At 53.5% G+C, this 23958-nt stretch carries 18 protein-coding genes; 4 read left to right on the top strand and 14 right to left on the bottom strand.

Features of this window, described 5'->3' with window-relative positions:
* Positions 1-41: 41 nt before the first annotated feature.
* Entirely contained in the window at positions 42-1583 is a 1542-nt protein-coding gene (locus tag QU597_RS02965) for a DHA2 family efflux MFS transporter permease subunit (RefSeq protein WP_310831298.1), read from the bottom strand.
* Entirely contained in the window at positions 1580-2032 is a 453-nt protein-coding gene (locus tag QU597_RS02960) for a MarR family winged helix-turn-helix transcriptional regulator (protein ID WP_310831297.1), read from the bottom strand. Before QU597_RS02960 ends, QU597_RS02965 begins: the two co-directional genes overlap by 4 nt.
* 266 nt (positions 2033-2298) lie before the next feature.
* Between QU597_RS02960 and QU597_RS02955 the strand changes: the two genes are divergently transcribed.
* Positions 2299-3003 carry a DinB family protein gene (locus QU597_RS02955; protein ID WP_310831296.1) on the top strand — a complete coding sequence of 235 codons (705 nt, stop codon included), beginning with the start codon at positions 2299-2301 and terminating at the stop codon, positions 3001-3003.
* Between the two features lie 62 nt (positions 3004-3065).
* Here QU597_RS02955 and QU597_RS02950 read toward each other — a convergent pair whose 3' ends face one another.
* Positions 3066-7349, bottom strand: coding sequence for an acyl-CoA dehydratase activase-related protein (locus tag QU597_RS02950; protein WP_310831295.1), 4284 nt, complete (start codon positions 7347-7349; stop codon positions 3066-3068).
* 119 nt (positions 7350-7468) lie between these two features.
* Positions 7469-7936 carry a thioredoxin-dependent thiol peroxidase gene (bcp, locus tag QU597_RS02945; RefSeq protein WP_310831294.1) on the bottom strand — a complete coding sequence of 156 codons (468 nt, stop codon included), beginning with the start codon at positions 7934-7936 and terminating at the stop codon, positions 7469-7471.
* A gap of 125 nt (positions 7937-8061) precedes the next feature.
* Between bcp and QU597_RS02940 the strand changes: the two genes are divergently transcribed.
* Both QU597_RS02940 and QU597_RS02935 read left to right on the top strand, forming a co-directional pair.
* Positions 8062-9111 (top strand): LCP family protein, encoded by a 1050-nt coding sequence (locus QU597_RS02940; protein ID WP_310831293.1) that lies wholly within the window; start codon positions 8062-8064, stop codon positions 9109-9111.
* A 101-nt stretch (positions 9112-9212) separates the two neighbouring features.
* On the top strand, positions 9213-10529 hold the full coding sequence (locus tag QU597_RS02935) for a glutamate-1-semialdehyde 2,1-aminomutase (RefSeq protein ID WP_310831292.1): 1317 nt from the start codon (positions 9213-9215) through the stop codon (positions 10527-10529).
* Between the two features lie 162 nt (positions 10530-10691).
* Here the strand turns inward: QU597_RS02935 and def are convergent, their stop codons facing one another.
* The 8 genes from def to QU597_RS02895 all read right to left on the bottom strand — a co-directional run bounded on the left by def (position 10692) and on the right by QU597_RS02895 (position 17581).
* On the bottom strand, positions 10692-11252 hold the full coding sequence (gene def, locus QU597_RS02930; protein WP_310833213.1) for a peptide deformylase: 561 nt from the start codon (positions 11250-11252) through the stop codon (positions 10692-10694).
* Positions 11253-11353: 101 nt separating this feature from the next.
* Entirely contained in the window at positions 11354-12652 is a 1299-nt protein-coding gene (locus QU597_RS02925; RefSeq protein ID WP_310831291.1) for a stalk domain-containing protein, read from the bottom strand.
* Between the two features lie 108 nt (positions 12653-12760).
* Positions 12761-13048 carry a hypothetical protein gene (locus QU597_RS02920; protein WP_310831290.1) on the bottom strand — a complete coding sequence of 96 codons (288 nt, stop codon included), beginning with the start codon at positions 13046-13048 and terminating at the stop codon, positions 12761-12763.
* A gap of 15 nt (positions 13049-13063) precedes the next feature.
* Positions 13064-13948 (bottom strand): inositol monophosphatase family protein, encoded by an 885-nt coding sequence (locus QU597_RS02915; RefSeq protein ID WP_310831289.1) that lies wholly within the window; start codon positions 13946-13948, stop codon positions 13064-13066.
* 120 nt (positions 13949-14068) lie between these two features.
* Positions 14069-15076 (bottom strand): UV DNA damage repair endonuclease UvsE, encoded by a 1008-nt coding sequence (uvsE, locus tag QU597_RS02910; RefSeq protein ID WP_310831288.1) that lies wholly within the window; start codon positions 15074-15076, stop codon positions 14069-14071.
* Positions 15073-15390, bottom strand: a complete 318-nt coding sequence (locus QU597_RS02905; RefSeq protein WP_036723794.1) for a hypothetical protein — start codon at positions 15388-15390, stop codon at positions 15073-15075. The genes uvsE and QU597_RS02905 overlap by 4 nt, the downstream gene beginning before the upstream one ends.
* Before the next feature lie 51 nt (positions 15391-15441).
* Positions 15442-16533, bottom strand: coding sequence for a D-alanine--D-alanine ligase (locus QU597_RS02900; RefSeq protein ID WP_310831287.1), 1092 nt, complete (start codon positions 16531-16533; stop codon positions 15442-15444).
* A 19-nt stretch (positions 16534-16552) separates the two neighbouring features.
* Complete coding sequence (locus QU597_RS02895; protein ID WP_310831286.1) at positions 16553-17581, bottom strand: amidase domain-containing protein; 1029 nt, start codon at positions 17579-17581, stop codon at positions 16553-16555.
* A 323-nt stretch (positions 17582-17904) separates the two neighbouring features.
* On the opposite strand from QU597_RS02895, the gene acnA reads away from it, so the two are divergent.
* Positions 17905-20649, top strand: a complete 2745-nt coding sequence (gene acnA, locus QU597_RS02890; RefSeq protein ID WP_310831285.1) for an aconitate hydratase AcnA — start codon at positions 17905-17907, stop codon at positions 20647-20649.
* 78 nt (positions 20650-20727) lie between these two features.
* On the opposite strand, the gene QU597_RS02885 is transcribed toward acnA, so the two are convergent.
* Complete coding sequence (locus tag QU597_RS02885) at positions 20728-22953, bottom strand: response regulator transcription factor (RefSeq protein WP_310831284.1); 2226 nt, start codon at positions 22951-22953, stop codon at positions 20728-20730.
* A gap of 133 nt (positions 22954-23086) precedes the next feature.
* A complete protein-coding gene (locus tag QU597_RS02880) occupies positions 23087-23830 on the bottom strand; it encodes an IclR family transcriptional regulator (RefSeq protein WP_310831283.1) in 744 nt (247 codons plus the stop codon).
* Between the last annotated feature and the right edge of the window lie 128 nt (positions 23831-23958).

The raw sequence follows: 23958 nt of genomic DNA, 5'->3' as shown, positions 1-23958 counted from the left end.
CCGCAGCCCCAAGGCCGCCGGAAAGTCCCGTTTTCGTATATTTATTTTACAGCCTGTGCTTGCTGGGATTTCACCATATCTTGCGCTGCCGGTTCTGCTTCCTCTGACTTCAGGAAGTCGGCCTGCGGCGATGTTTTCTTGATGAACAGAGCCAGGACCAGAGCCACAACCGTCACCCATGTAGCCACTGTAAACGCATGTGTGATCCCGTTGATGGTTGCTTCCTGTGTAAGCTTGAGCATTGCTGCCTTGTCACTCTGCGATACCGCCCCGCTTGTCAGGGCTTCCGTGATGTTGCTCTTCGTACGGTTGGTCATTAGGCTGACAAAGAGTGCCATCCCCAGCGCTCCGCCTACGGTACGCAGTGTATTCGACATTGCAGTTCCATGCGAGCTGAGGCGCTGCGGCAGCTGGTTAAGTCCAGCTGTTACAATCGGCATCATCAGCATGGACATTCCGAACATCCGGGCCGTATAAGTCAGAATCAAATGTGTGTAAGTGGTGGAGTCGGAAATCTGACTGAATTCCCAGGTCGTAATGGTGGTAATCAGCAGACCGATAACGGCCAGCCATCTCGCACCGATTTTATCAAAAATAATCCCTGTGATCGGAGACATAATCCCCATCAGAATGGCTCCGGGCAGCAGCATCAGACCAGATTCCATCGGTGTAAAGCCGCGGATGGTCTGCAGATAAATCGGCAGCAGAATCATACCGGCGTACATAGCCATGGTAACGATGATGTTGATTACTGTAGTAAGGGAGTACATGTTGTAACGGAAAATACGGAACTCCAGCAGCGGCTTATCCGTTGTAAGCTCACGCCATACGAACAGGATCAGCGATACCACCCCTAAGATCAGACAGGAGATTACGGTTGCGCTCTTCCAGCCGTCGGTTCCTGCATCACTGAAGCCGTACAGCAGTCCGCCAAATCCAAGCGTCGATAACATAATACCCAGCTTATCCAGCTTGGGAGAAGTAAGCTTCCCGACATTCTGCATCGCCTTCATTCCAAGCAGTGTGGAGAAAATGGCAAGCGGCAGTACGATGTAGAACAGCACACGCCACGAATAATTCTGTACTACCCAGCCGGACAGTGTCGGTCCAACGGCCGGGGCAAAGATCATGGCTACAGCCATAAGCCCCATCGCTTTACCGCGTTCTTCGATCGGGAAGATGCGGAGGAACACGATGTTCATCAGCGGCATCAGAATGCCGGCGCCGACAGCCTGAACCACACGGCCGACCATAATCATTTCAAAACCCGTTCCGACTGCACAAATTAATGTTCCTATAGAAAATAATATCATTGCGGTAATAAACAGCTGGCGGGTAGTGAACTTCTCCACCAGATAGGCACTGATCGGAATCAGCACCCCGTTCACCAGCATAAAGCCGGTTGTCAGCCATTGCGCCGTATTGGCGGCAATATTCAAATCCTCCATCATCTTCGGCAGTGCCACATTCATCAGCGTCTGATTCAGCAGCGCAACGAAAGCACCGATCAGAAGCGCCGCGATAATCGGCCCTCTGCGGATTGCCTTGGCTTCACCGCCAGCGTTTGCAGTTATTGTACTCATAGCTTCTTATTCTCTCTCCCTTGCACTAAAATTTTCAGAATTTCGCCGTGCAGCCGCAGCAGCTCTTGGGCATCCTCAGCAGGTATTTCAGTGAGGGGCTGCAGGTGCCTCCTAAGGGATTGCTTGCTAAGCTCCCTTATTTCTTTTCCCTTGTCGGTTACTGCCAGATTAAATATACGTCTGTCGCTCTGCGAGCGTTGTCTGGTGATCAGCCCGGCCTTTACCATCCGGTCCACTACTCCGCTTGCTGCACTGTTCCCCAAATGAAGCAGATCGGCAAGCTCAGTGATGCCAATATCGGGGTGCATCGCCAGTTTGCGCAGCACCATCAGCTGGGTCGATGTAATATTCAGCTCTTCTGCGTCTTTCCACAAAAGCTGCTGGAAATTATGGGTGATACAACGGAAAGAAGAGAGAATATCATCGAGCTGTTTTTCCTTTTCCTCCACATTCATCGCCCCTTTCACGTAAATAGTAAAATACTTCGCATGCGAACTATTTTACTATTTACATATTTCCTCGTCAATAGCTTACTGAAAATTTCTGAAACACAATCTTCCGGCTTTCTTTTATTAAAAGTTGTATGAAAGAACGATCTTTCTCTGCTTAGTGTGGACTCCTGCCGTAAAATTGACACTTCTAAAATACGTTCAGATTTGGATTTTATTTATAATTAAGCTGGAAGAATCATGGAGAGGAAAGCGGGGAACTTCTGATGAATCTTGAGCAGCGAAAACATTGGAATGCCAATCACAAAATATTGACTGGAATACTATCCAGGCCTGAAGAGTATCCTAACGCCATAGCACTGTTCCTGGAACAGCACAGATGGCTGTATGCCTCCGGCCGGGAACCTTCCGTGCAGCCAACCTATGAGGATGCCATTCTCAGCGGTTTACTGGAGCAGACTTTCCGTGCTTATCCGGTCCGGACATCCGTAAGTCAAAACTCCATCGCCTGGCATCTTTGGCATTGTGCACGGATCGAAGACCTCACGATGAACGTCCTAATCTCAGGGCAGGAGCAACTCCTTCACAGTGAGGATTATGCAGGTAAATTGCAAACCCGCTTCATCCATACCGGCAACGGGATGGACGAGGGAGAAATTGCCGAGCTGAGCTCATCCATCTCCATAGATGCGTTATCAGATTACCGGCAGGCGGTTGCAGAGCGGACCCGTTCCATCATTCCCGCATTATGTCCGGCTCAATTGAAGGACAAGGTAAGTCCTGAGCGGATCCGCCAAATCAGCGCCCAAGGAGCTGTAAAAGCTTCTGAGCAATGGCTGCTTGATTACTGGGGCGGCAAAACCCTGGCCGGCCTGGTGCTGATGCCGGCTACCCGGCATAACTTCCTCCATCTGAACAAAGCGATGCATGTAAAACTTAAGCTGCAAAAATCCTCTACCCGCAGTACATAGCAACAAAAAAAGCGGACCGGGAAGAACCCCCGGTCCGCTTGCTTATATATATGCCCCCAAGACTATACTCCGCTTCCGAAGGTCCCCAGCAACGCCGGCTGTACCAGGCTGGCTGCCGGCGGTTTAGCATGCGTTCCGCTAACCAGTTCGCTGGCAATGGACATCATCAGCTTAATCCGGTTTGCCTGATTCACCACGCTGACCCCCGCATCGTAGTCAATGGCAGCAATGTTGGCTCCGGGATACAGCTCCTTAAGCCCTTTAATCATGCCGCGCCCTGTGATATGGTTCGGCAGGCAGGCGAACGGCTGAATACAGACAATATTATTCACACCATTGTCCAGCAGATCCATCATTTCCGCTGTCAGGAACCAGCCTTCGCCCATCTGATTACCCACGGAGACAAGGCGGCTTGCCTTCTCAGCCAGACCGTAAATGTTTTCTCTGCTCTTAGCCAGGCCCGCTTCCTCCAGCGCTACCTTGACCGGCTTGCGGTAAATTTCCAGATAAGAGATCAGCATCGGATTGATGTATCCCAGCCTCTTGCTCTTGCCGAATTGCTCCGCCTTGTAGATCGGGTTATAGATGCAATAGAAGATAAAGTCCAGGAAATCCGGCATCACCGCTTCGCCGCCCTCCGCTTCGATCATCTCAATGATCCGGTTGTTGGCGTCCGGATGGAACTTGATCAGAATTTCGCCGACGATACCGACTTTCGGTTTCAAGGCAGAGTGGACCGGCAGACGGCTGAACTCGGCAACAATCCCCCGGATCACCCGTTTGTACTCACGGAACGAGAAGTTCGACAGGCTGCTCTTGCAGCGCTCCATCCCTTTACGGTACAGCAGTTCCGCGCTTCCCGGTATCCGCTCGTAGGGTCTGAACCGGTGCAGTAGCCGCATCATCAGATCTCCGTAGCAGGCCGCTGCGACCAGCCGGTTGGCCAGCTTCAGGCTGATGCGGAAGCCAGGCTGATTCTCCATGCCCGAGGCATTCAGGGAGATTACCGGGATTTGCCCCAAATCAGAGTCTTTGAGCGCCTTTCGCAGCAGCGAAATATAGTTGGTAGCCCGGCATCCGCCGCCCGTCTGTGACATAATGACTGCGGTCCGGTTCGGATCGTAATCTCCGCTCTTAAGCGCCGACAGGATCTGCCCGATGGTGACTATGGCTGGATAGCAGGCATCATTGTTAACAAATCTGAGGCCTTCCTCCGTCTCCTGCGGCCCTGTGGTTTCCAGCACCTTAAGACGGTATCCGGCATCACGGAAGACGCGTTCGAAAAGTTCGAAGTGGACCGGCGACATCTGCGGCGCCAGAATCGTATAGGTCTCCTTCATTTCCTTGGTAAACGGAACATTGGCCTGGGTTTTATACAGCAGCTGCGGCTGCACATCACTTCTCTCCCGCTCACGCATGGCTGCCTGAAGCGAGCGCAGGCGGATACGGGCTGCACCGAGATTGCTGATCTCATCGATTTTAATCAAGGTGTACACTTTGTTGTGCCGCTCCATAATCTCCTGGACTGCATCACAGGTAATAGCATCGATGCCGCAGCCGAAGGAGGTCAGCTGAACCAGCTCCAGATCGTTCCTGGAAGCCGCCAGGCGCGCGGCACGGTACATCCGGGCATGGTAGGTCCATTGGTTGACCACTGCGACATCGCCTTCACTGCGGTCCAGATGGCAGACCGAATCCTCGGTCAGTACAGCGAGCCCCATCCCGGTGATCATATCGGCAATCCCGTGGTTGATCTCCGGATCGGCGTGATAGGGATGACCGCAGAGCAGAATCCCTTTCGTCCCGGTTGTGCTCAGGAAATCCAGCGTTTCCTCGCCTTTCGTACGCACATCCTTTTTGGCATGCTCTGCTTCGGCCAGCCCCGCCTGTACTGCTGCGAATATTTCTTCCTTCGGAATGTCTGTGAACGTCTTGATCAGCCCTTTGGTCAGGGCAGCAATATCGTCAAAGGTCAGGAACGGGCTGACGAGCGGAACTCTCCCCTCCTTCAGGCTGTCCATATTGTTGCGGATAACCTCGGGATAGGAAGCGACCACCGGGCAGTTAAAATGATTCGTCGCCGCGTCATCCTCTTTCTTTTCGTACACAATCGCCGGGTAAAAGATAAAATCAACGCCTTTACCGACCAGACTCTGCACATGCCCGTGGGCCATTTTCGCCGGATAGCAAATCGATTCAGAAGGAATGGTGTCCATGCCGCTCTCGTACAGCTTTTTGCTGGATTTGGGGGACAGCACAGTCCGGTAGCGCAAAGTTGTAAAGAAGGTATGCCAGAACGGATAATTCTCGAACATGTTCATTGTCCGCGGAATCCCGACGGTTCCCCGCTCTGCCTGCTCCTCCGGCAGCCCTTCATAATCAAAAAAGCGCTCATATTTATACTGCATCAGATTGGGCAGTGTATTCTTCTTCTTCTTGCCGCCCGCCCCCCGCTCACAGCGGTTTCCGGTGACGTGGAAGCTCTTGTCGGGGAAACGGCTGATTGTCAGTGCACAGTTGTTGGCGCACAGGCCGCAGCGGCCCGGGGAAACCTCGTAGGTGAATGCATCCAGCTCATCCGGACCAAGCAGTGTGCTGAATCCGCTGGCTCCGGCATTCTCCTTGGCAATCAGCGCACAGCCGTACGCTCCCATAACCCCGGCAATATCGGGTCTTACCACCGTTCTGCCGGTCAGCTGCTCAAATGCCCGCAGAACGGCTTCATTATAGAAGGTTCCGCCTTGAACAATAATATTACGTCCCAGATCCTCAGGGTTGCGGATTTTAATGACCTTTTGCAGTGCATTCTTAATTACGGAATAGGCGAGTCCTGCCGACAGGTCGGCCAGGGAGGCGCCTTCCTTCTGCACCTGCTTCACCTTGGAGTTCATAAATACAGTACAGCGTGAGCCCAGATTAACCGGCTTGCTCGATTCCAGCGCGGACTTGGCGAATTCCTCAATTCCAAGCTCCAGGGCAGAGGCAAAGCTCTCCAGGAACGAACCGCAGCCTGCTGAGCAGGCTTCATTAAGCATCAGGCTGTCAATCGCACCTCCGCGGATTTTGATGCACTTCATATCCTGTCCGCCGATATCGAGAATAAAATCGACCTCGGGCATGAACTTGGAGGCTGCCTTATAATGGGCTACCGTCTCCACTTCCCCGCCATCCGTGCGCAGCGCAGCTTTAATTAAGCCTTCACCATAACCGGTCGCATAGGAACCGGCTATATAGCAGTCATCCGGCAGAATCCGGTAGATTTCCTTCATGGCATCACTGACGGACTGCAGCGGATTCCCCTTGTTGCTTCCATAAGAGGTATACAGAATCTCATCGTCTGCACCTGTGATCACCAGCTTCGTTGTTGTCGAGCCGGCGTCAATTCCGAGATAGCACGGGCCGCTGTAGTCCGCCAGCTCTGCGCGGGCAACCGAAGCTTTGCTGTGGCGCAGCCGGAAGTCGGCCAAATCCGCCGCCGTTTCAAACAGCGGCGGCAGCTCGGCGTCCTCAGCACGGTCGGCCTTGAAATCGACCGCAGCAATCCGTGCGATCCAGTCCGCCAGCGGAAGCACGAGCGGCTCCGATTGTGACAGCGCTGAACCAATCGCTACAAAATACTGGGAGCGTTCCGGGAACAGCATCTCGCCTTCCTTAAGTCCCAGCGTCTCCGCAAACCGTTCCCGCAGCGCAGGCAGGAAGGTAAGCGGACCGCCCAAAAAAGCCACCCGGCCGCGGATCGGACGCCCGCAGGCCAGACCGCTGATGGTCTGGTTCACGATGCTCTGAAAGATCGAGGCGGCAACATCCTCACGCCGGGCCCCTTCATTAAGCAGCGGCTGCACATCACTTTTGGCAAATACACCGCAGCGCGAAGCGATGGGATAAATCCGCTCATGCTTCTCTGCAAGGGTGTTCAGACCGGCAGGATCGGTCTGCAGCAGTGAGGCCATCTGATCGATGAATGCTCCTGTGCCGCCTGCACAGGCCGTGTTCATCCGCTGCTCGATGCCGCCGTTCAAATAAATAATCTTGGCGTCTTCCCCGCCAAGTTCAATTGCCGTATCACACTGCGGGATCAGCTCACTGATCGCTTTGGTACAGGCAATAACCTCCTGAACGAAGGGGACTCCGCCAAGCTTCGATAAAGACAGGCCCGAGGAACCGCTTACAGTTAATGCTGCCTTCCTATCCGGAAATCTGTCCCGGACATCAGACAGAAGGGAGAGGGCAGCTTTTTTTATATCGCTATAGTGTCTAACATAATCTTGATAAACAATTGTATTCCGTTCCATAACAACCAATTTGGCCGTAGTTGATCCGACATCAAGCCCAATACGCATCATCATGCCATCCCCTTGCCATTCCCCAAATTTGAAGTAATATGAGGCAACTATATCATGAGAGCGCCTTAGGAAAGCTGTTAAAAATGTTATAGACATTTAGAAATCATTACCATCATACTTAATTATTTCATGATTTCTTCTACAGCCTTTTCAACATGGCCTTTTACGCGGACTTTTTTCCATTCCGCCGTAAGTATACCCTGCTCATCGATGAGGAAAGTGGAACGTACGATGCCCATAAATTCTCTGCCATACAGCTTTTTCAGCTGCCAGACCCCGAACATTTCGCTTACCCGATGATCTTCATCGGACAATAGCGGGAACGGCAGACTATTCTTGCTGATGAACTTGGCATGCGAAGCCAGACTGTCCGGGCTGATTCCCAGCACTACGGCTCCCCGGGCGGTGATTTCATCATGGGCGTCACGGAATTCACAGGCCTCCTGGGTACAGGCGGGCGTCATATTTTTCGGATAAAAATAAAGCAGCACCTTGCGTCCGCGGAACTGGCTTAAGCTCATCACCCCGCCTGTTGATGCAGGAAGTGTAAAATCAGGTACCTGCTGCCCGATTTCGATAATATTCGTCATATGTATCTACTCCTAACATTCTTCATTATGATTTTTCTAAAAAAATTGGCGGAATATTCCGAAATTGCTTGTATTCCTAAAAGAAATTATAATGTAGTCAATGTGAATGCGAAAGGAAGAACGAAATGCCACCAAGAAAGAACCGGCAAACAAAAGCCGGCAAATCAAAAAAGAAACCGCTGCTCTGGACTCTGGCAATTATACTCCTCCTAGTTGTCGGCGGGACGATCTTTTACTTCACCTCTATCTACAACCAGCTGGACAATTTACACAAAACCGGCTCTGCTTCACCTTTTGCAGCCGTCCCCTCTCCTTCAGCTGAAGCCGTTCAGCCCCCAAAATGGGAAGGTACCGAGCCCGTAAACATCCTCCTCATGGGTGTCGATGCGCGCGGAGTGAAGAAAGGCGAAGTCCCGCGCTCAGATACGATGCTGGTTGCCTCCCTTGATCCGGTAAAGAAGAAATTCTATGTTTTCTCCATTCTTCGCGATACCTACGTGAACATTCCCGGATATGACAAGGAGCGTATTAATACAGCGATCACCCACGGTCCCAATACGGCGATGCAGACGGTCAGCGACCTGCTCGGTATCCCGATTCAATACTATGTCTACACCGATTTCCAAGGCTTCATTAAGCTGGTGGATGCGGTTGGCGGAATTGATTATGAGGTCGAGAAGGACATGGTTTACAAGACCATAGCCGACGGGCCTGAATACGACATCGATCTCAAACAGGGCTTCCAGCATCTCGACGGCAATATGGCACTGCAATATGTGCGTTTCCGTCATGACGCTACCTCCGATTTCACCCGGACGGAACGCCAGCGCGGCTTCCTGAAAGCCGTAGCTGACAAGGTAATCAGTACCACTTCTATTATTAAGCTGCCAAGCATTCTCTCACAGGTTACCCCGTATATCGATACGAACCTGTCGGTTGACGATATGTGGAAGCTGGCTAGCGTCGGTTATGACAGCTCGATGGGCGGCAGCGAACAGATTCCGCCAATGGAACTGCTGACTGAAGAAAAGACCAGCGGCGGCGCGTCTGTCATCGGCATCAGCAGCGAAGATGAGCTTAAGCAATTCGTACAGGATACCATGACTGCACCCGAGCCGACGGCATCACCGGAAGCCTCTCCCGAGAGCAGTCCATCAGCCACAAGCGGAAACTAGTGAAGCACTACACCTACTCGGCCTAAGGACGGGCGGACAACGATATCCATCGCTGTTCGCCCGTTCCCTTGCCCTGAGGACAAATGAAAGGATGATCTATTATGAACCGCAGCACATCAGCGCAATTATACGAGGAAGCTCTTCAGCATATTGTCGGGGGCGTTAACAGTCCCTCCCGTTCCTTCAAAGCCGTTGGCGGAGGCGCCCCGGTATTCATGAAACGTGCCGGAGGCTCCCGCTTCTGGGATGAGGACGGCAACGAGTACATCGATTACCTCGCGGCATACGGCCCGATCATTACCGGCCATGCCCATCCGCATATCACAGCAGCGATTACGGAAGCTGCACAGAATGGCCTCCTCTACGGAACGCCCACCCAGCTTGAAATCAAGCTGGCCAAGATGCTCAAGGAAGCTATCCCTTCGATGGATAAAGTACGCTTCGTCAACTCCGGTACGGAAGCCGTTATGACCACCATCCGTGTAGCCCGCGCTTATACGAAGCGCAGCAAAATCGTTAAATTCGCCGGCTGCTATCACGGACATTCCGATCTGGTACTGGTAGCCGCTGGTTCCGGCCCTTCCACTCTCGGCATCCCGGACAGCGCCGGTGTACCGGGCAGCATCGCCCAGGAGGTCATTACGGTTCCGTTCAACGATCTGGACAGCCTCCGTGCGGCACTGGAGAAGTGGGGCGAGGATGTTGCTGCTGTTATGGTCGAGCCGATCGTCGGCAATTTCGGCATGGTTATGCCTAAACCGGGCTTTCTCGAAGGACTGTGCAAGCAGGCGCACGACAACGGCTCCCTCGTCATTTACGACGAGGTGATCACCGCTTTCCGCTTCCACTACGGCTCCACCCAGACCTATGCGGGTCTTGATAACCATGAAGACATCACCCCGGACCTGACTGCGCTTGGCAAGATTATCGGCGGCGGTCTGCCGATCGGTGCTTACGGCGGCCGCAAGCATGTCATGGAGCAGGTTGCTCCGCTGGGACCGGCTTATCAGGCCGGAACCATGGCCGGCAACCCGGCCTCCATCTCGGCAGGAATCGCCTGTCTTGAAGTACTGCAGGGCGCAGGGGTGTACGAGGAAATGGAGCGGCTTGCGATCCGCCTGACCGAAGGCCTGCAGGCTTCCGCAGACCGTCACGGCATTCCGCTGACGATCAACCGGATCCGCGGCGCATTCTCTACCCACTTCTGTGCTCACCCGATCACGAACTATGAAGAAGCTCAGGATACGGACGGCGAAATGTTCGCCAGCTTCTTCCGCCATATGCTGGACCGCGGCATCAACCTTGCCCCGTCCAAGTATGAGGCCTGGTTCCTGACTACAGCCCATACCGATGCAGATATTGATGCTACGCTGGAAGCGGCTGAGGCCTCCTTCCAGGCAATGGCTGCGGAGAAATAAGCATAGGTGTTCCAACAGCAATTTTATACTTTAGAGAACAACCCGCTGCTACTGCGCAGCGGGTTGTTTTTTATAAAGATTTTTAACTATTTTCACGGCTATCAGCTGCAAGCTAAAAGACCGCCATCCTGATCCGGATAGCGGTCTTCTCTGGTGCGGTATTCACTGTTTCAGATCATAGAGGCTGCGGATTTCAACCCCCTGCGGCAGCTTGAACGGATTCTCCTGGTTGATCCGGTCGTAAAACATAATACCGTCCAGATGGTCCATTTCATGCTGAATGATGATTGCCTGATACCCCTTGAATTTCATGACGACCTCCTGGCCGTCCAGGTTATAGCCTTTTACCTTCACCGACTCATAACGCGGTACAAACCCGTGCACCGGACGGTCAACGGACAGGCAGCCTTCGCTCTCAGGCAGATACACCATCGCCACCGAATGGCTGATGATCTTCGGGTTAACCCAGGCATGCTCCACCGTTTTCCCGTTCTCATCCTTCAGATACATCACGAACATCCGCTGCGTAAGGCCAATCTGGTTGGCGGATAAGCCTACACCGGAGCGTAGTTTATATTTGGCGGAAAGCTCAGCGTCCTGGCTGTTTTTGAGAAACTGCAGCATGCACTCCAGCGCCTCCCGGTCCTGAATTTCCAGGGGCAGCTTCACCGGCTCTGTTACAGTGCGGAGCACGGGGTCACCTTCCCGCACAATATCATCCATCGTAATGAGATATTCCGCCTTATATTTTGCATTAGACAACGAATTTCATCCACCTTTGCCAATAGGGTTAATTATTAATTACATTTATAGCTGTATGCAGATTATGGGTTTATAAATGCAGTCCGCAGTTTGCTGCTGTAATTCACATCAAAGCCAAGTCCGGTAGCGAGCGCAGCGAGCGGCAGATAGGTTTTATCCTCTTTGCCGACTTTTTGCAGAAATGCCGGTGTATCAATCGCCTGATTCACACCATTAACCTTAATAAACTTGGAGCCGATGGTAATGACGACCGTACGACCGCCATATACAATTGTAGCGCTGGAGGTTTTATTGTCCCATTTCCCGTTAGCGCCTACGGCATTCAGGATATCCTTGAGCGCCAAAAAGTTCTGTCCGTTCTTCAAAATCGGCTTATTCGGCGTATTGAGCTCTACACCCTTTACCACAATGGACATTGGTGCAGTAGCGTTAGCAGTCGTCATTGCAGGGACAGCAGGTGTCCGGTACTCGCCCCACACCAGCTCGGCAAAGACCCGGGCAATCTTCTCATATCCCAGCTGGGTTGGATGAAAATCCGCTGCACCCGCGCCGATAATATGGGTCAGGGAGGCCTCCACTCCCGCGAATTGTGCGGCAATATGGGCTGTCAGCACAGGGGCTTCTGCTTTATTCAGGCTTGCCGTGATGCTATCCACTACTCCGGTAAAGCGCTCCGCAGCGCTCATCAGCGTAGTATAATTCGCGCCAAGCGCAATTTTGGGAGCGGGCTGATATTGATCAGCCAGCAGAATGGTCGCAGCCGGATTGACAGCACGTATATTCTCCAGCGCAGTCTTCACGTTCGTGCCGTAGGCCGCCAAACGCTGTTCCAGCTGAGCATCAAAGTCCGCAGTGGCCATTTCCTTCACATTCAGAAAGAGGCTGCTGACATCATTTCCTCCGATTGTAATTGTAATCAGGTCCGCTGCCTCAAGCTCCGTCTTGATTTGCGGTGTCAGCGCGGCAAACTGGCTGATCCGGGGATCACGCAGTGCGGCCTGTATACCATCCGGCGTAGTGGCCGTGCCGTCCTTAATGGCTACTGTATAGTTAAGCAGTCCCGATGAGGTCAGCCCCAGTATTCCGTAATTGCTGAGTGTGCTTCTTCCGTGATACCAGCCCTGTTCCAGCAGTCTTTCAGCATATCCGTAAGGTTTGGTATTCGGGTCCGTCATTCCCGGTTCATACCCGGCAGTTACGGAATCTCCCAACGCCACGATGCGAAAGACATCCTGCTCTGCTCCTTGTACTGCTGCCGCGTCAGCCGCATCAACGGATCCTATAGCTGTGCTAAGCAGCAGCGTTATCAAAAGCATGCCGCTTGTTCCGGCAGCCACAATCTTTTTCCATGCCATCAGCATCGTATCCCTCCTACATTAATATAATTCCATTCTAACATTTGACCCGCCTCCCGCAAAGAAGCGGCTTCCCATTATTTGAGAAACCGCTCCATTACCATCAACGCTCTATTATTGTCTGTTTCCGGGCTCAGCAGGCTGTCCTTTGGCCTTCTCCTGCTGCGGGTTAAGGCTTTTGCCCGAACGCTCCAGATATTTGTCGTAACGGTCATCCAGCTCATAAGCGATCTTGCGGTACCGCAGGGTTTCTTCCACGATAGGATCAAGCGTAGTCTGGATCCTGATCTCGTATTTGGGCGAAATCTGGCGGATTTCCTTAGCCTTACGGTCACCCTGTTCCATTTCGCCTTCCTGCAGCAATTCGCTCAGCTTACGCTCCAAATCATCATTATCGCCCATGCCTTGGCTGCCTCCTTAACGCTTATGTCCCGTTGCTTCCGCTTCCTTCAGCGCTGAAACCAGGAAATCATGAATATATCCGTTGCTCGCCACTACATGGCGTGTACCAATATCATAAGGACTGCCCAGCGTATCGGTCACTTTGCCTCCGGATTCAAGCACCAGCAGGACACCTGCGGCGCAATCCCATGGGCTTAGGCCGACCTCCCAGTAGCCGTCTACCCGGCCTGCTGCGACATAGGCCAGATGCAGGGCCGCCGATCCTCCGGCGCGGATTCCGCGAACCTGCGGCAGAATCTGCTGCAGGCCGGCCATGTTGGCCGGCTGGGCGAAGGTTCGGTCCGGCGGGAAGCCCATAGCGATGAGGCTGCTTCCCGGCTCCGTCTCACTGGACACGGAGGTAGGAATCCCGTGCATGTAAGCCCCTTTGCCCTTCTCGGCAACAAACATCTCGTCACGGATCGGGTCGTAAATAACCCCTACAGACAGTTCTCCCTTGATTGCAAGTGCAATGGAAACACAATAGAAGGGAAAGCCGTGTACGAAATTGGTCGTTCCGTCAATCGGGTCTACAATCCACAGGTATTCATGCTTCCGCCCTTCCTCTAGAGCGGCTGTAACCGCGTCCGCACCCGGCATAACGCCTTCTTCCCCAAGAATGGCATGGTCGGGATAATGGGTCAGGATCAGCCGCCGGATCATCTGCTCCACACCTTTATCTACTTCAGTAACCAGATCCTGCGCCGACGTCTTGCTGCCCAGTTCCTTCACTTGTCCCTGTCTGCTCTTGATCCATTCCCCCGCCTTGGCCGCAGCGTTGATTGCCGCTGCCGTATACCCCTTGCTCGTTACTACATAGGGCTCCCGTTCGTTCCGGTTATCAGGATTTAAAGGATTCATCTCTTCACTCCGCTTTCTTGAACTTGATCGCTCTCCCGTGAAACACTGCTATTAAGCGCACTTCCTGCTGCTTAAGTTTCATTCAACGTACCCTATTTCAGAATACTTATCAAGTCTTATCTAGGGTTCAATATTTACACTTGCTCCATCCAGCACCGTAATCCCGTTACCGGCTTCCGCCAGCTCCTTCATGGCATCCATCAGCCCGAACAGTGCACCGTCCTTTAATTTGGCTTCAATCATGACATCGACAGCAGGCGTATCCGCCGCAATCCGCTTCAGAAAAGCAAGCAGCGGCGCAGGCTCAACCCCGTCCGCATGGCTGCGGGGATCAGAGGGGCTGCGGGGGCTGGAGACATGGATTTTGGGCGGAAGCAGTTCACCGGGCCGGACATCCGTCAGGGCAAGCTCACTCTTCCAGGTCTTCATGATATCCGGCCACAGCTCCCAGGGCAGCTCGCCCTCATTGTTCACCCACTGGTGATGAATATCGAGCACCATTGGCAGCCCCAGACTACGGCTGACTTCCAGCGTCTCTGGCGCGTTGAACGTCTTATCATCATTCTCGAGCGTCATCCGCTCCTGCAGCCTTGCCGGCAGCTCTGCGAAATTTTCTTTGAACCGTGCTGATGCTGCAGGCTTGTCCCCGTAAGCCCCGCCGATATGGATATTGTTCTTGGCGGTTGCAGCGAGTCCCAGCGCATCGAGCATATCGGTATGATGCTGTAAATCACGGACGGAACTGGCCAGCACCTCGGGGCGCGGCGTACTCAGGACGGTGAAGTGATCCGGGTGAAAGGAGACCCGGAGGCCGTGCTTTTTAATATATTCACCGACTTCAGCAAACTCCTCAGCCAGCGCCGCAAAAGGGTTCCAGTCCTGCAAGTCGGGATGCGTCGCGAGCGGGATCAGCTTGGACGTCAGCCGGTACACCTTAATATCCGAGCCGACGTTATGCTTCAAGAGACGCAGCGTATTATGCAGGTTCATCTTCGCCAGCTGCTCCAGACGCCGCAGCGCAGCTTCGCGGTCCCCCAGCTTGTTGAAGCTGGCCATGGTCATGGTCTTGGAGGGAGAGCAATCTTTGATGACTGTTGACATGGCCACATATCCGAAGCGGACAATCATCCTTCTTCCCCGAAGAACATTTCATAGGCAAGGGCAGTCTGCACCCGTGACTCTTCCTCATTCAGCTTGCGTACCAGATCCATCTCAACCGCCGTTACTTCATTGCCCTGAAAATTAATCTCCGCAATCGAGGCGGAAATCTTCACAATCGCCACCGCCACATTCTCAGGGGTGTAGGCAATGACCTTCTGGCCGGTAGGATACACGCGGAAGCCCTGCTTTACCATTTTGGTGCGCCCGTACTCCAGCAGTTCGTATAGCTCCTGCTCATTCTTGAATTTGCAGACTGAATTGAATTCCGATTGAAATCCCATTGCTTCGATTCTCCTTCCCGGCCGGATGAAATCCGCCGCTTAGCTTTGTATTTATTCGTTGTCGTATTTGAGACCCTGTCTAAACTGATACCGCTCCAGCGCCAGCTCGATCATGCGGTCCAGCAGCGTCTGGTAGGACACACCGGTTTCGCGCCACAGCAGCGGATACATGCTGAAGGGCGTAAAGCCCGGCATCGTATTTACTTCATTGATCAGAATCTTGCCGTCTGATTTGCGCAGGAAGAAGTCTGCCCGTGTAATGCCGCTGCCCTCAATCGCCCGGAAAGCCTGCAGTGCCGCTTCACGCAGACGGTCGGCGACTTCAGAATCCAGCGGGGCAGGGATCAGCATCTGCGACTTGCCGTCGATATATTTTGCCGCATAGTCATAATATTCTCCAGAAGAGACGATTTCACCCGGAACCGATGCTTCCGGCTCCTCATTACCCAGCACGGCAACTTCTACCTCACGGGCATCAACAAATTCCTCGATAATAACCTTGGTATCATAACGGAGGGCAAATTCGACAGCCTTAACCAGACTTTCTTTGTCTACAGCTTTGGAAATGCCTACGCTCGAGCCCAGATTCGCCGGCTTGACGAATACCGGATAACCGAGCTTATCCTCCACACCGACGATCAGCTCATGGCTTTTACGCTTCCATGCACCGGCGCTGAAATAACAATACTCGCATTGCTCAAGTCCCGCTTCGCCGAACAGCTTCTTCATCACTACCTTATCCATACCTGCGGATGAAGCCAGAACGCCTGCACCGATGTAAGGGATATTCGCCATTTCAAATAATCCCTGAATTGTGCCGTCTTCCCCGTTCGTTCCATGCAGCAGCGGGAACATGACATCAACCGCCTGCCCGCCCCCGCTAATCCCGCTGAATACAGTGTTCAGAGCCGTCCCCATATCTCCTGCTGCCTCAGAGAGCTTCAGCTGCTCAATCCCGCTATAAGGGGCAGTCAGCTTCTCTCCCACTTTCCACAGCCCCTGCTTGGAAATATAGAATGGAATAATTTCATATTTATCGTAGTCAAAAGCGTTCATGACGGCAAAAGCCGTCTGCAGCGATACCTCATGCTCTCCGGATTTGCCTCCGTACACCAGTCCTACGGTACATTTCATGTTCCCCATGCCCTAACCTCTTTCTGAATTATAAGTAGTCATCGATATGAAAAAAACGGTAGGCCGTTCTGTCGGTCCATGCATAGGAATCACGATAATCCCAATAGCGGTGGCGGCTGCTGACGGTCCGGGCATTCACCAGCGGCATCCCTTCAGCGTCAAAAGCAGTAACAATGGTGCTGTGCTGGTAATGGCCGTTACCGTCCCAGTCATACTGGATGATGTCGCCAAGACTCAGCTGGTCCGGACGCTCCATGGCTTCAGCGCGGAGACCGCTGCTCCGGTGCCCGCTCAAATAACGTTCCAAGCTGTCCGACACGGCCCAGCTAAAGCTCCACCATTCCTGGGCTCCATTATAGCCTTTGTACCACCAGCCCGTTTCTCTTTTACCAGTATAGTTGATAGGCGCTCCCCCTGCAAAGAGACATTGGGAGACGTAATTCGTGCAATCCACCTCGAAAACCTCAAACTCCGGATTGCCGTCTTTCCACCAGCGGTCGGCATAGGCAGCCGCCTCCTCCCGGCGGTAGCGCACCTCCTTTGCGCCGCTGATGCTGCGCTGCACTTTGCGGCTCAGCAGCGGCTGTGACGGCCGCGGGGCAGGGAGGACTTCCCCCCATTTGGACATCCGCAGCGCCGGCTCCGTTTCAGCCGCTCTTCGCAGGAGGTTCCTCTCGGGCACACTACGCTCAATGTTCACAATCTCCCAGTTTTTCCCTGTACGGACGAAGGTCAGGCGTTCCGATTCAATTTTATCCTCGCGGTGCGTGATTCCGCCCTTCTCATAATAAAACGCGCTGTGCAGGGCTACATCGGCCACAACCTCGCCAGAGCTCTGCCGGACGGTCCGCAGTGTGCGGACACCGGTCTCCCCGCGCAGCGGCGTAATTCCCCGGCGGTCATACCACTCCGCAAGGCGGCGGGACCGTTCGCCATGGGCTTTGAGAAACCGGCTGTCCTTGACCGAGTGATGAACCGGCATAATCGCCGGAGCGACCCGCCCCTTATTCTCCTGATCCACATAAACATAGAGACTCTGTTTCCATTCCTGCTCCATTTCACGACCGCCTTTCGCTATTTGGCTGCTGTCCTATGTATATGAGCGAAGCCCTGCAGCTATACAGCCGGAAACAGGCCGGAACCGGGATTGGATACGGACTCCCTGCAGCAGTGATTGATTGGGGTGGAAAATAGCCCCTGCCTCATATCCTCCTTCTATTTCCATATGACGGAAAAGCCTGTGTGAAACGGCCCGCAGCAGGGCAAAACTAGGCTGAATGATCCGCAAAAAAAACTTTACTCTCCTCTATGTAACCGTTATACTTTAGATATACGCAATATGAAATGGAGTTTCATCAGATGAAACAAGGAGGCGCATATATGCCAAGCAAGGACCATTTTTCGCTATCCAAGAGCCTGGTGTCAGGCGGCAAAACTTATCGCTACTATCATCTTAATTCCCTCGAAGAGCAAGGTGCAGGCGACATCTCCTCCCTGCCTTTTTCGATCAAAGTATTACTTGAGGCCGCTGTCCGCCAATATGACGGCCGGGCAATTACCGAAGAACATGTTAAGCAGCTGGCCGGCTGGTCCGGCGGCATCGACCGCAATAAAGAAATTCCGTTTATTCCTGCCCGGATCGTCCTGCAGGATTTCACCGGTGTTCCGGTTGTTGTCGATCTGGCAGCCATGCGAGACACCGTTAAGAAGGCAGGCGGCGATCCCAAGAAGATCAATCCGCTGGTGCCCGTAGACCTTGTTATTGACCACTCCGTAATGGTTGATGCTTTCGGCACGGCTGATGCACTCGATTATAATATGAACGTTGAATTCGAACGGAATGAAGAACGTTACCGCTTCCTGCGCTGGGCGCAGACTGCGTTCAACAACTTCCGCGCTGTTCCGCCGGCAACCGGAATCGTGCATCAGGTTAACCTGGAGTATCTGGCTTCGGTTGCAACAACCAAAACCGTCGACGGTGAAACGGTAGTCTATCCGGATTCCCTCGTCGGCACCGATTCCCATACCACCATGATCAACGGCCTTGGCGTCGTCGGCTGGGGTGTCGGCGGTATCGAAGCCGAAGCCGGGATGCTGGGGCAGCCGCTGTATTTTGTCACACCGGATGTTGTGGGCTTCAAGCTTACCGGCAGTCTGGTAGAAGGTGCTACAGCAACCGATCTGGCACTGACCGTTACCCAAATGCTCCGTAAAAAGGGCGTAGTCGGCAAGTTCGTAGAATTCTACGGTCCGGGTCTGGCCAACATCAGTCTGGCTGACCGCGCAACCGTCGCTAATATGGCTCCTGAGTATGGTGCAACAATCGGATTCTTCCCTGTTGATGACGAAACGCTGGCTTACCTGCGCAGCACCGGCCGTCCGGATGAACTGGTTGAACTGGTCGGGGATTACTATAAGGCACAGGGCATGTTCCGCACTGCCGATACTCCTGATCCGCAGTTCAGCGACATTATCGAGCTTGACCTGGCCTCCGTTGTTCCGAGCCTTGCCGGACCGAAACGTCCGCAGGACCGGGTAGAGCTAACACATATGAAGGAGAACTTCGAAGGGATTATCCGCACACCGGTTGATAAAGGCGGATATGGCCTCAGCGATGAGAAGATTGCCGAGGTTGTTGAGGTGCAGCATAAGAACGGAACCACCAGCAAGATGGGCACGGGAGCCGTTGTTATTGCCGCGATCACCAGCTGCACGAACACCTCCAACCCAAGTGTTATGCTCGGAGCGGGGCTGCTCGCCAAAAAGGCTGTAGAACGCGGACTCACGAAACCGGGATACGTGAAAAGCAGCTTGACCCCGGGTTCCCTTGTGGTTACCGAATATCTGCAGAAGGCAGATCTGCTGAAGCCGCTGGAAGCCCTGGGCTTCTATCTGGCAGGATACGGCTGCGCGACCTGTATCGGTAACTCTGGTCCGCTGCCGGACGAAGTGAGTCAGGCCATCTCAGAGCATGATATGACAGTAGCCGCTGTAATCTCCGGTAACCGTAACTTTGAAGGCCGCGTGCATGCCCAGGTCAAGGCCAACTATCTGGCCTCACCGCCGCTCGTTGTCGCTTACGCCCTGGCCGGTACGGTTAACATTGACCTGCAGACCGAGCCGCTCGGCTATGATCCGCAGGGAGAGCCTGTCTTCCTGAAGGATATCTGGCCAACTTCTGCTGAAATCCGCGAAGCTATCGGTCTCTCCCTGAGTCCGGAAATGTTCCGCCGCAAATATGAGAATGTCTTCACCGCTAACGAACGCTGGAATTCAATTCCTGTTCCGGAAGGCGAGCTGTATGAATGGGATGATAACTCTACCTACATTCAGAACCCGCCATTCTTTGAGAATCTGGCTGACGGCATCGGCGATATCAAAGAAATCAGCAATGCACGTGTGCTGGCGCTGCTGGGTGATTCCGTTACAACGGACCACATCTCGCCTGCAGGCAATATCTCCACTTCCGGCCCTGCCGGGGAATATCTGCGCGGTCACGGTGTAGAACGCGCCGACTTCAACTCCTATGGCTCCCGCCGCGGAAACCATGAGGTCATGATGCGCGGTACATTCGCCAACATCCGGATCCGCAATGCAGTTGCTCCGGGTACAGAAGGCGGCGTGACCACCTTCCTGCCAAGTGAAGAAGTCATGTCCATCTATGACGCTTCTATGCTGTACCAGTCGGCTGGACAGAACCTCGTCGTTATTGCCGGTAAGGAGTACGGCACAGGCAGCTCACGCGACTGGGCAGCCAAAGGCACGCTGCTGCTTGGCGTCAAAGCCGTCATCGCCGAGAGCTTCGAGCGGATTCACCGCAGCAACCTTGTCGGCATGGGCGTACTTCCGCTGCAGTTCCAGGAAGGCCACGGCTGGAGCAGCATGGGGCTGACCGGACGCGAGACCTTCAACATCACCGGTCTTGACAATAACGTGCTGCCGGGCCAGGAATTGACCGTCACTGCTACCCGTGAAGACGGTACACAGTTCGACTTCCCGGTCATTGCGCGGCTGGACAGTACCGTTGACATTGATTACTACCGCAACGGCGGCATTCTGCAGACGGTGCTCCGCCAGATGCTGGCTGATGCCACAGCTTCGGAAACAGCACTGCCGGTGGAATAAATCCGCCTTAACCGCAACTGAATCAGAAATAAAGAAACAGCCCCCGGCGCTCTGTGAGCACCGGGGGCTGTTTCTTTATTAGATCTCAATCCGTTCCGAGCTCAAAATCCGCTTGTAGACCAAGGCGATAATTTGTGAGCGGTCTGTCACATTCATTTTATTAAAAATCCGGCTCAAATGGTTCTTGACCGTATGCTCACTAATGAATAGGGCGCTGGCGATTTCTTTGTTCGTCTTACCGTGCACAATCAGCTCCAGCACTTCTTCCTCACGCGGAGATATGCCCCATTCTTCTTTTGGAAGCGTCAGGGCTGCACTGTCCAGCAGCCTCTTCCCGGTAATCACCCTTTTCTTCGGCGGTGAATCCTCATGACTCCGCAGAAAAGACTGAAACGAAGACAGCAGCTGATCCCCGACCACAGCGGTCACCGCAGAGTTCAGGCGGAACCTGGACGGATCGATCCACTTTTGCGGAGAACCTTCAAGCTCTTCTGACTCGGCCTGTCCACCGATATGGTGAAGCACAAGTGCAAGCACCTGAACCACTGTCGGCAAGACCGGCTTCCCCGTTCCTGAAGGGCAGACTGGCAATTGGTCAACCTGTTTAAGCACCATAAGCTCAGGCTTAAAAAAGCCGTATTCCGCTACAAGCTCAATCCGGAACGGAGCCAGCAGACCCGCCAGCTTAACTTGTTCCGATTCAGCTTCTGAAAGGCCGAGGAAGCGGGCAAAGGTGCAGGCCATATCCGATACATCCAGCGAGAGATTCTGCAATAAGGAGTGGTTATTCTGAAGAAACTGGCGTAAATTTCTCAGAAGCACCTCTGACTGCTTCACATATCTGGCGTCCTTCTCGATTAGACATATGGTCGTTCCGGCCAGGGCAGCAACAGTCTCCAACAGGGTCAGCCACCGCTCTGCTTCCTCCCGCTGCCTGAATCCAACGGATAATACTCCCCTGAATTCATTCCCGGACATCAATGGAGATTCAAGCAGGAGGGATCCCTTGGCAGTCTCGTGAAAAATTGCTGACGACAGAAAAGATTGCGGGGAATAGCGGGCTTCCAGCTCCTGAATGTAGTAAGCTTCAGACTCAGGCGTCCATCCTCTGGCGAAATATGTATTAGCAGGATATCCTTTATCCTGGAAGTAGACCAGTACAGAAGACGGATAAAATGGCAGCCCCATCACTACATTAAGTATCTGTGCCCCCAGCTCATGCAAAGATCCGCTCTGCGGGAGCAGTGCCGCCGCTTCCTTAAGCCATAGTGTACCTTCTTTGCATAGCTGCACCTGGCGCAGCAGCTCTTCTCCCCGCTCTGAGATCCCCAGAAGCGAAGCAATCATTCTCTCCTGGTGCCCGCTCCCGCTCTCCAGGCTATTTCTTCCTGTGCCGGCTGTGAACATAAGAGCTCTTTTGCCATTGTTAATTCGAACAGGATAACAGGATAAATAGTCCGGCATTTCCAGTCCCAGCTGAGTGAAAAAAAGCGCTCTCGGATCTTTGGAAACAGCCTGCCAGTGACGAGGCTCCTTACCCAGCGCAGCCTGACCCAAAAAGCCGTCCCCTTGCTGGAAAACCGCATTCAGCAGCAGACGGGCATCCTTTCCCGCAGCGTACTTCACCTTAAATTGGCCATCGTCCGTTTCCATGGCAAGGGCATACAAATCTCCCGCTGCCGTCTCGGCCAGCATCTGCAGTACTGCTTCAACATTCAGAAAATCTTCTTCCAGATTGCCCAGAAGCCGGGTCATGATCATACCGCTTCGTTCTTCCTGCGGTTTAACCGCCCAGCCGGCGAACAGCTTGCACAGCAGACTGCCAAGCACCGTTAATTTCTCCCTGATTTCCGCTATCCGTTCCTGGCTATACTCAGGCATAGCAAGAAGCTCCGCATGCAGCTGCTTATATTCGGGGTGATGCTTCATTTGGGCCCCGAAAAGTTCCAGCACCTGTTCCTTGGCTCCCTGCTCCATGTAAAGTCCTGACCATAAATAGTAAGTCTGGCCATACCCCGAAACCAGCGGACTGACGACGTACTTCAATCCCGGAATCCACTCCTCCAAGACGGTAGGGTGTGAGAACGGGCCCAGCCGGTGCAGCGGTGGTCCAAAGGGCCGCTCGAACCCCTGCAGGGAATCCAGCATTTCCCCGTAGAACTTTCCGGTGATTGTGGGACGGGTGATCATGTCCCCTTCCTGATCGGTAAGCACAATAGCCTGACTCATCACAGCACCAAACGTGTCTTGAAGCTGCTGAATCTCCTCCATCAAAGAATCGGGTATTCCCACTTTCATACTCATAGAATCACCCCATACCCAAAATCAACCGAAAGCTCATATATAGACAAATTCTCCATTTCCAATTTACTCCCACTTTACCTTTGCTTTACTTTTATTTACCCTCATCTTACGTTCCTATAACGAATAATCCTGTTTAATCGATCATCAGGCCCATTTCGGCTGCATTTTCCGTCAGAATGGCCGCGTATTGCTCCAGCGTCTCCCGGGAGAGCCGGCTGACCGGCCCCGATAGTGACAGAGCTGCCACCACCTTACCGCTGCGTCCGACGATCGGTACGGCCACTGCAGCCGCTCCGGGCTCCCGTTCCTCGAAGCTGGTCGCATAGCCGCAGCGCGTAATTTCCTTCAGCTGCTCCAGATAGAGGCTCCGGTCGACCGCCTCCGGCCAGGAGGAGTCAGCCAGCAGACGCACCTGTACTTCAGGCGGCGCGTAGGCCGCCAGCACCTTGCTGGAGGCGCCTACGGACAGCGGCAGCCGGGCCCCAATCTGCGCTACCCGCCGGATTGCCTGATGGCTCTGCACTGCCTGGATGCGCACACGCTCCAGGTCATCGCGCAAGTACAGGCTCACCGTCTCCCCGAGCTGGTCACGCAGCCGCTCCATTGCCGGGAGCAGCAGTGCCGCCGGTTCATCCAGTGTCGGCAGGTGGGTGGACAGCTCCCAGATGCGGATACCGAGCCGGTATTTATCCGTCGCTTCATTGCGCAGCAGAAAGCCCTTCTCCTCCAGTGTCGTCAGCAGCCGGTGTACTGTGCTTTTATGCAGGCTAATTTTGGCGGCAATCTCCGTCAGGCTTAAATCGCTCTCCTGTGTAAAGCAAAGCAATATATCCAGCGCACGTTCTACGGCGCGAACAGTCAATTTACGGTCCTCCACAGCGTTCTCCCCTTACCTGTTTCATTAAATGAAACCCGGTTACATTATTCTACATAATCAACTCTATCTTAGAGCAAAAGTCCAAAGAAAGTCCAGCATATTCACAGGTCCGGAAATGCTTGGGTTCC

The organism is Paenibacillus pedocola (assembly GCF_031599675.1).
Taxonomy (GTDB): domain Bacteria; phylum Bacillota; class Bacilli; order Paenibacillales; family Paenibacillaceae; genus Paenibacillus_AQ; species Paenibacillus_AQ pedocola.
Note: the sequence above shows the minus strand (reverse complement) of the source record. Positions and strands in the feature narration are given on the sequence as shown.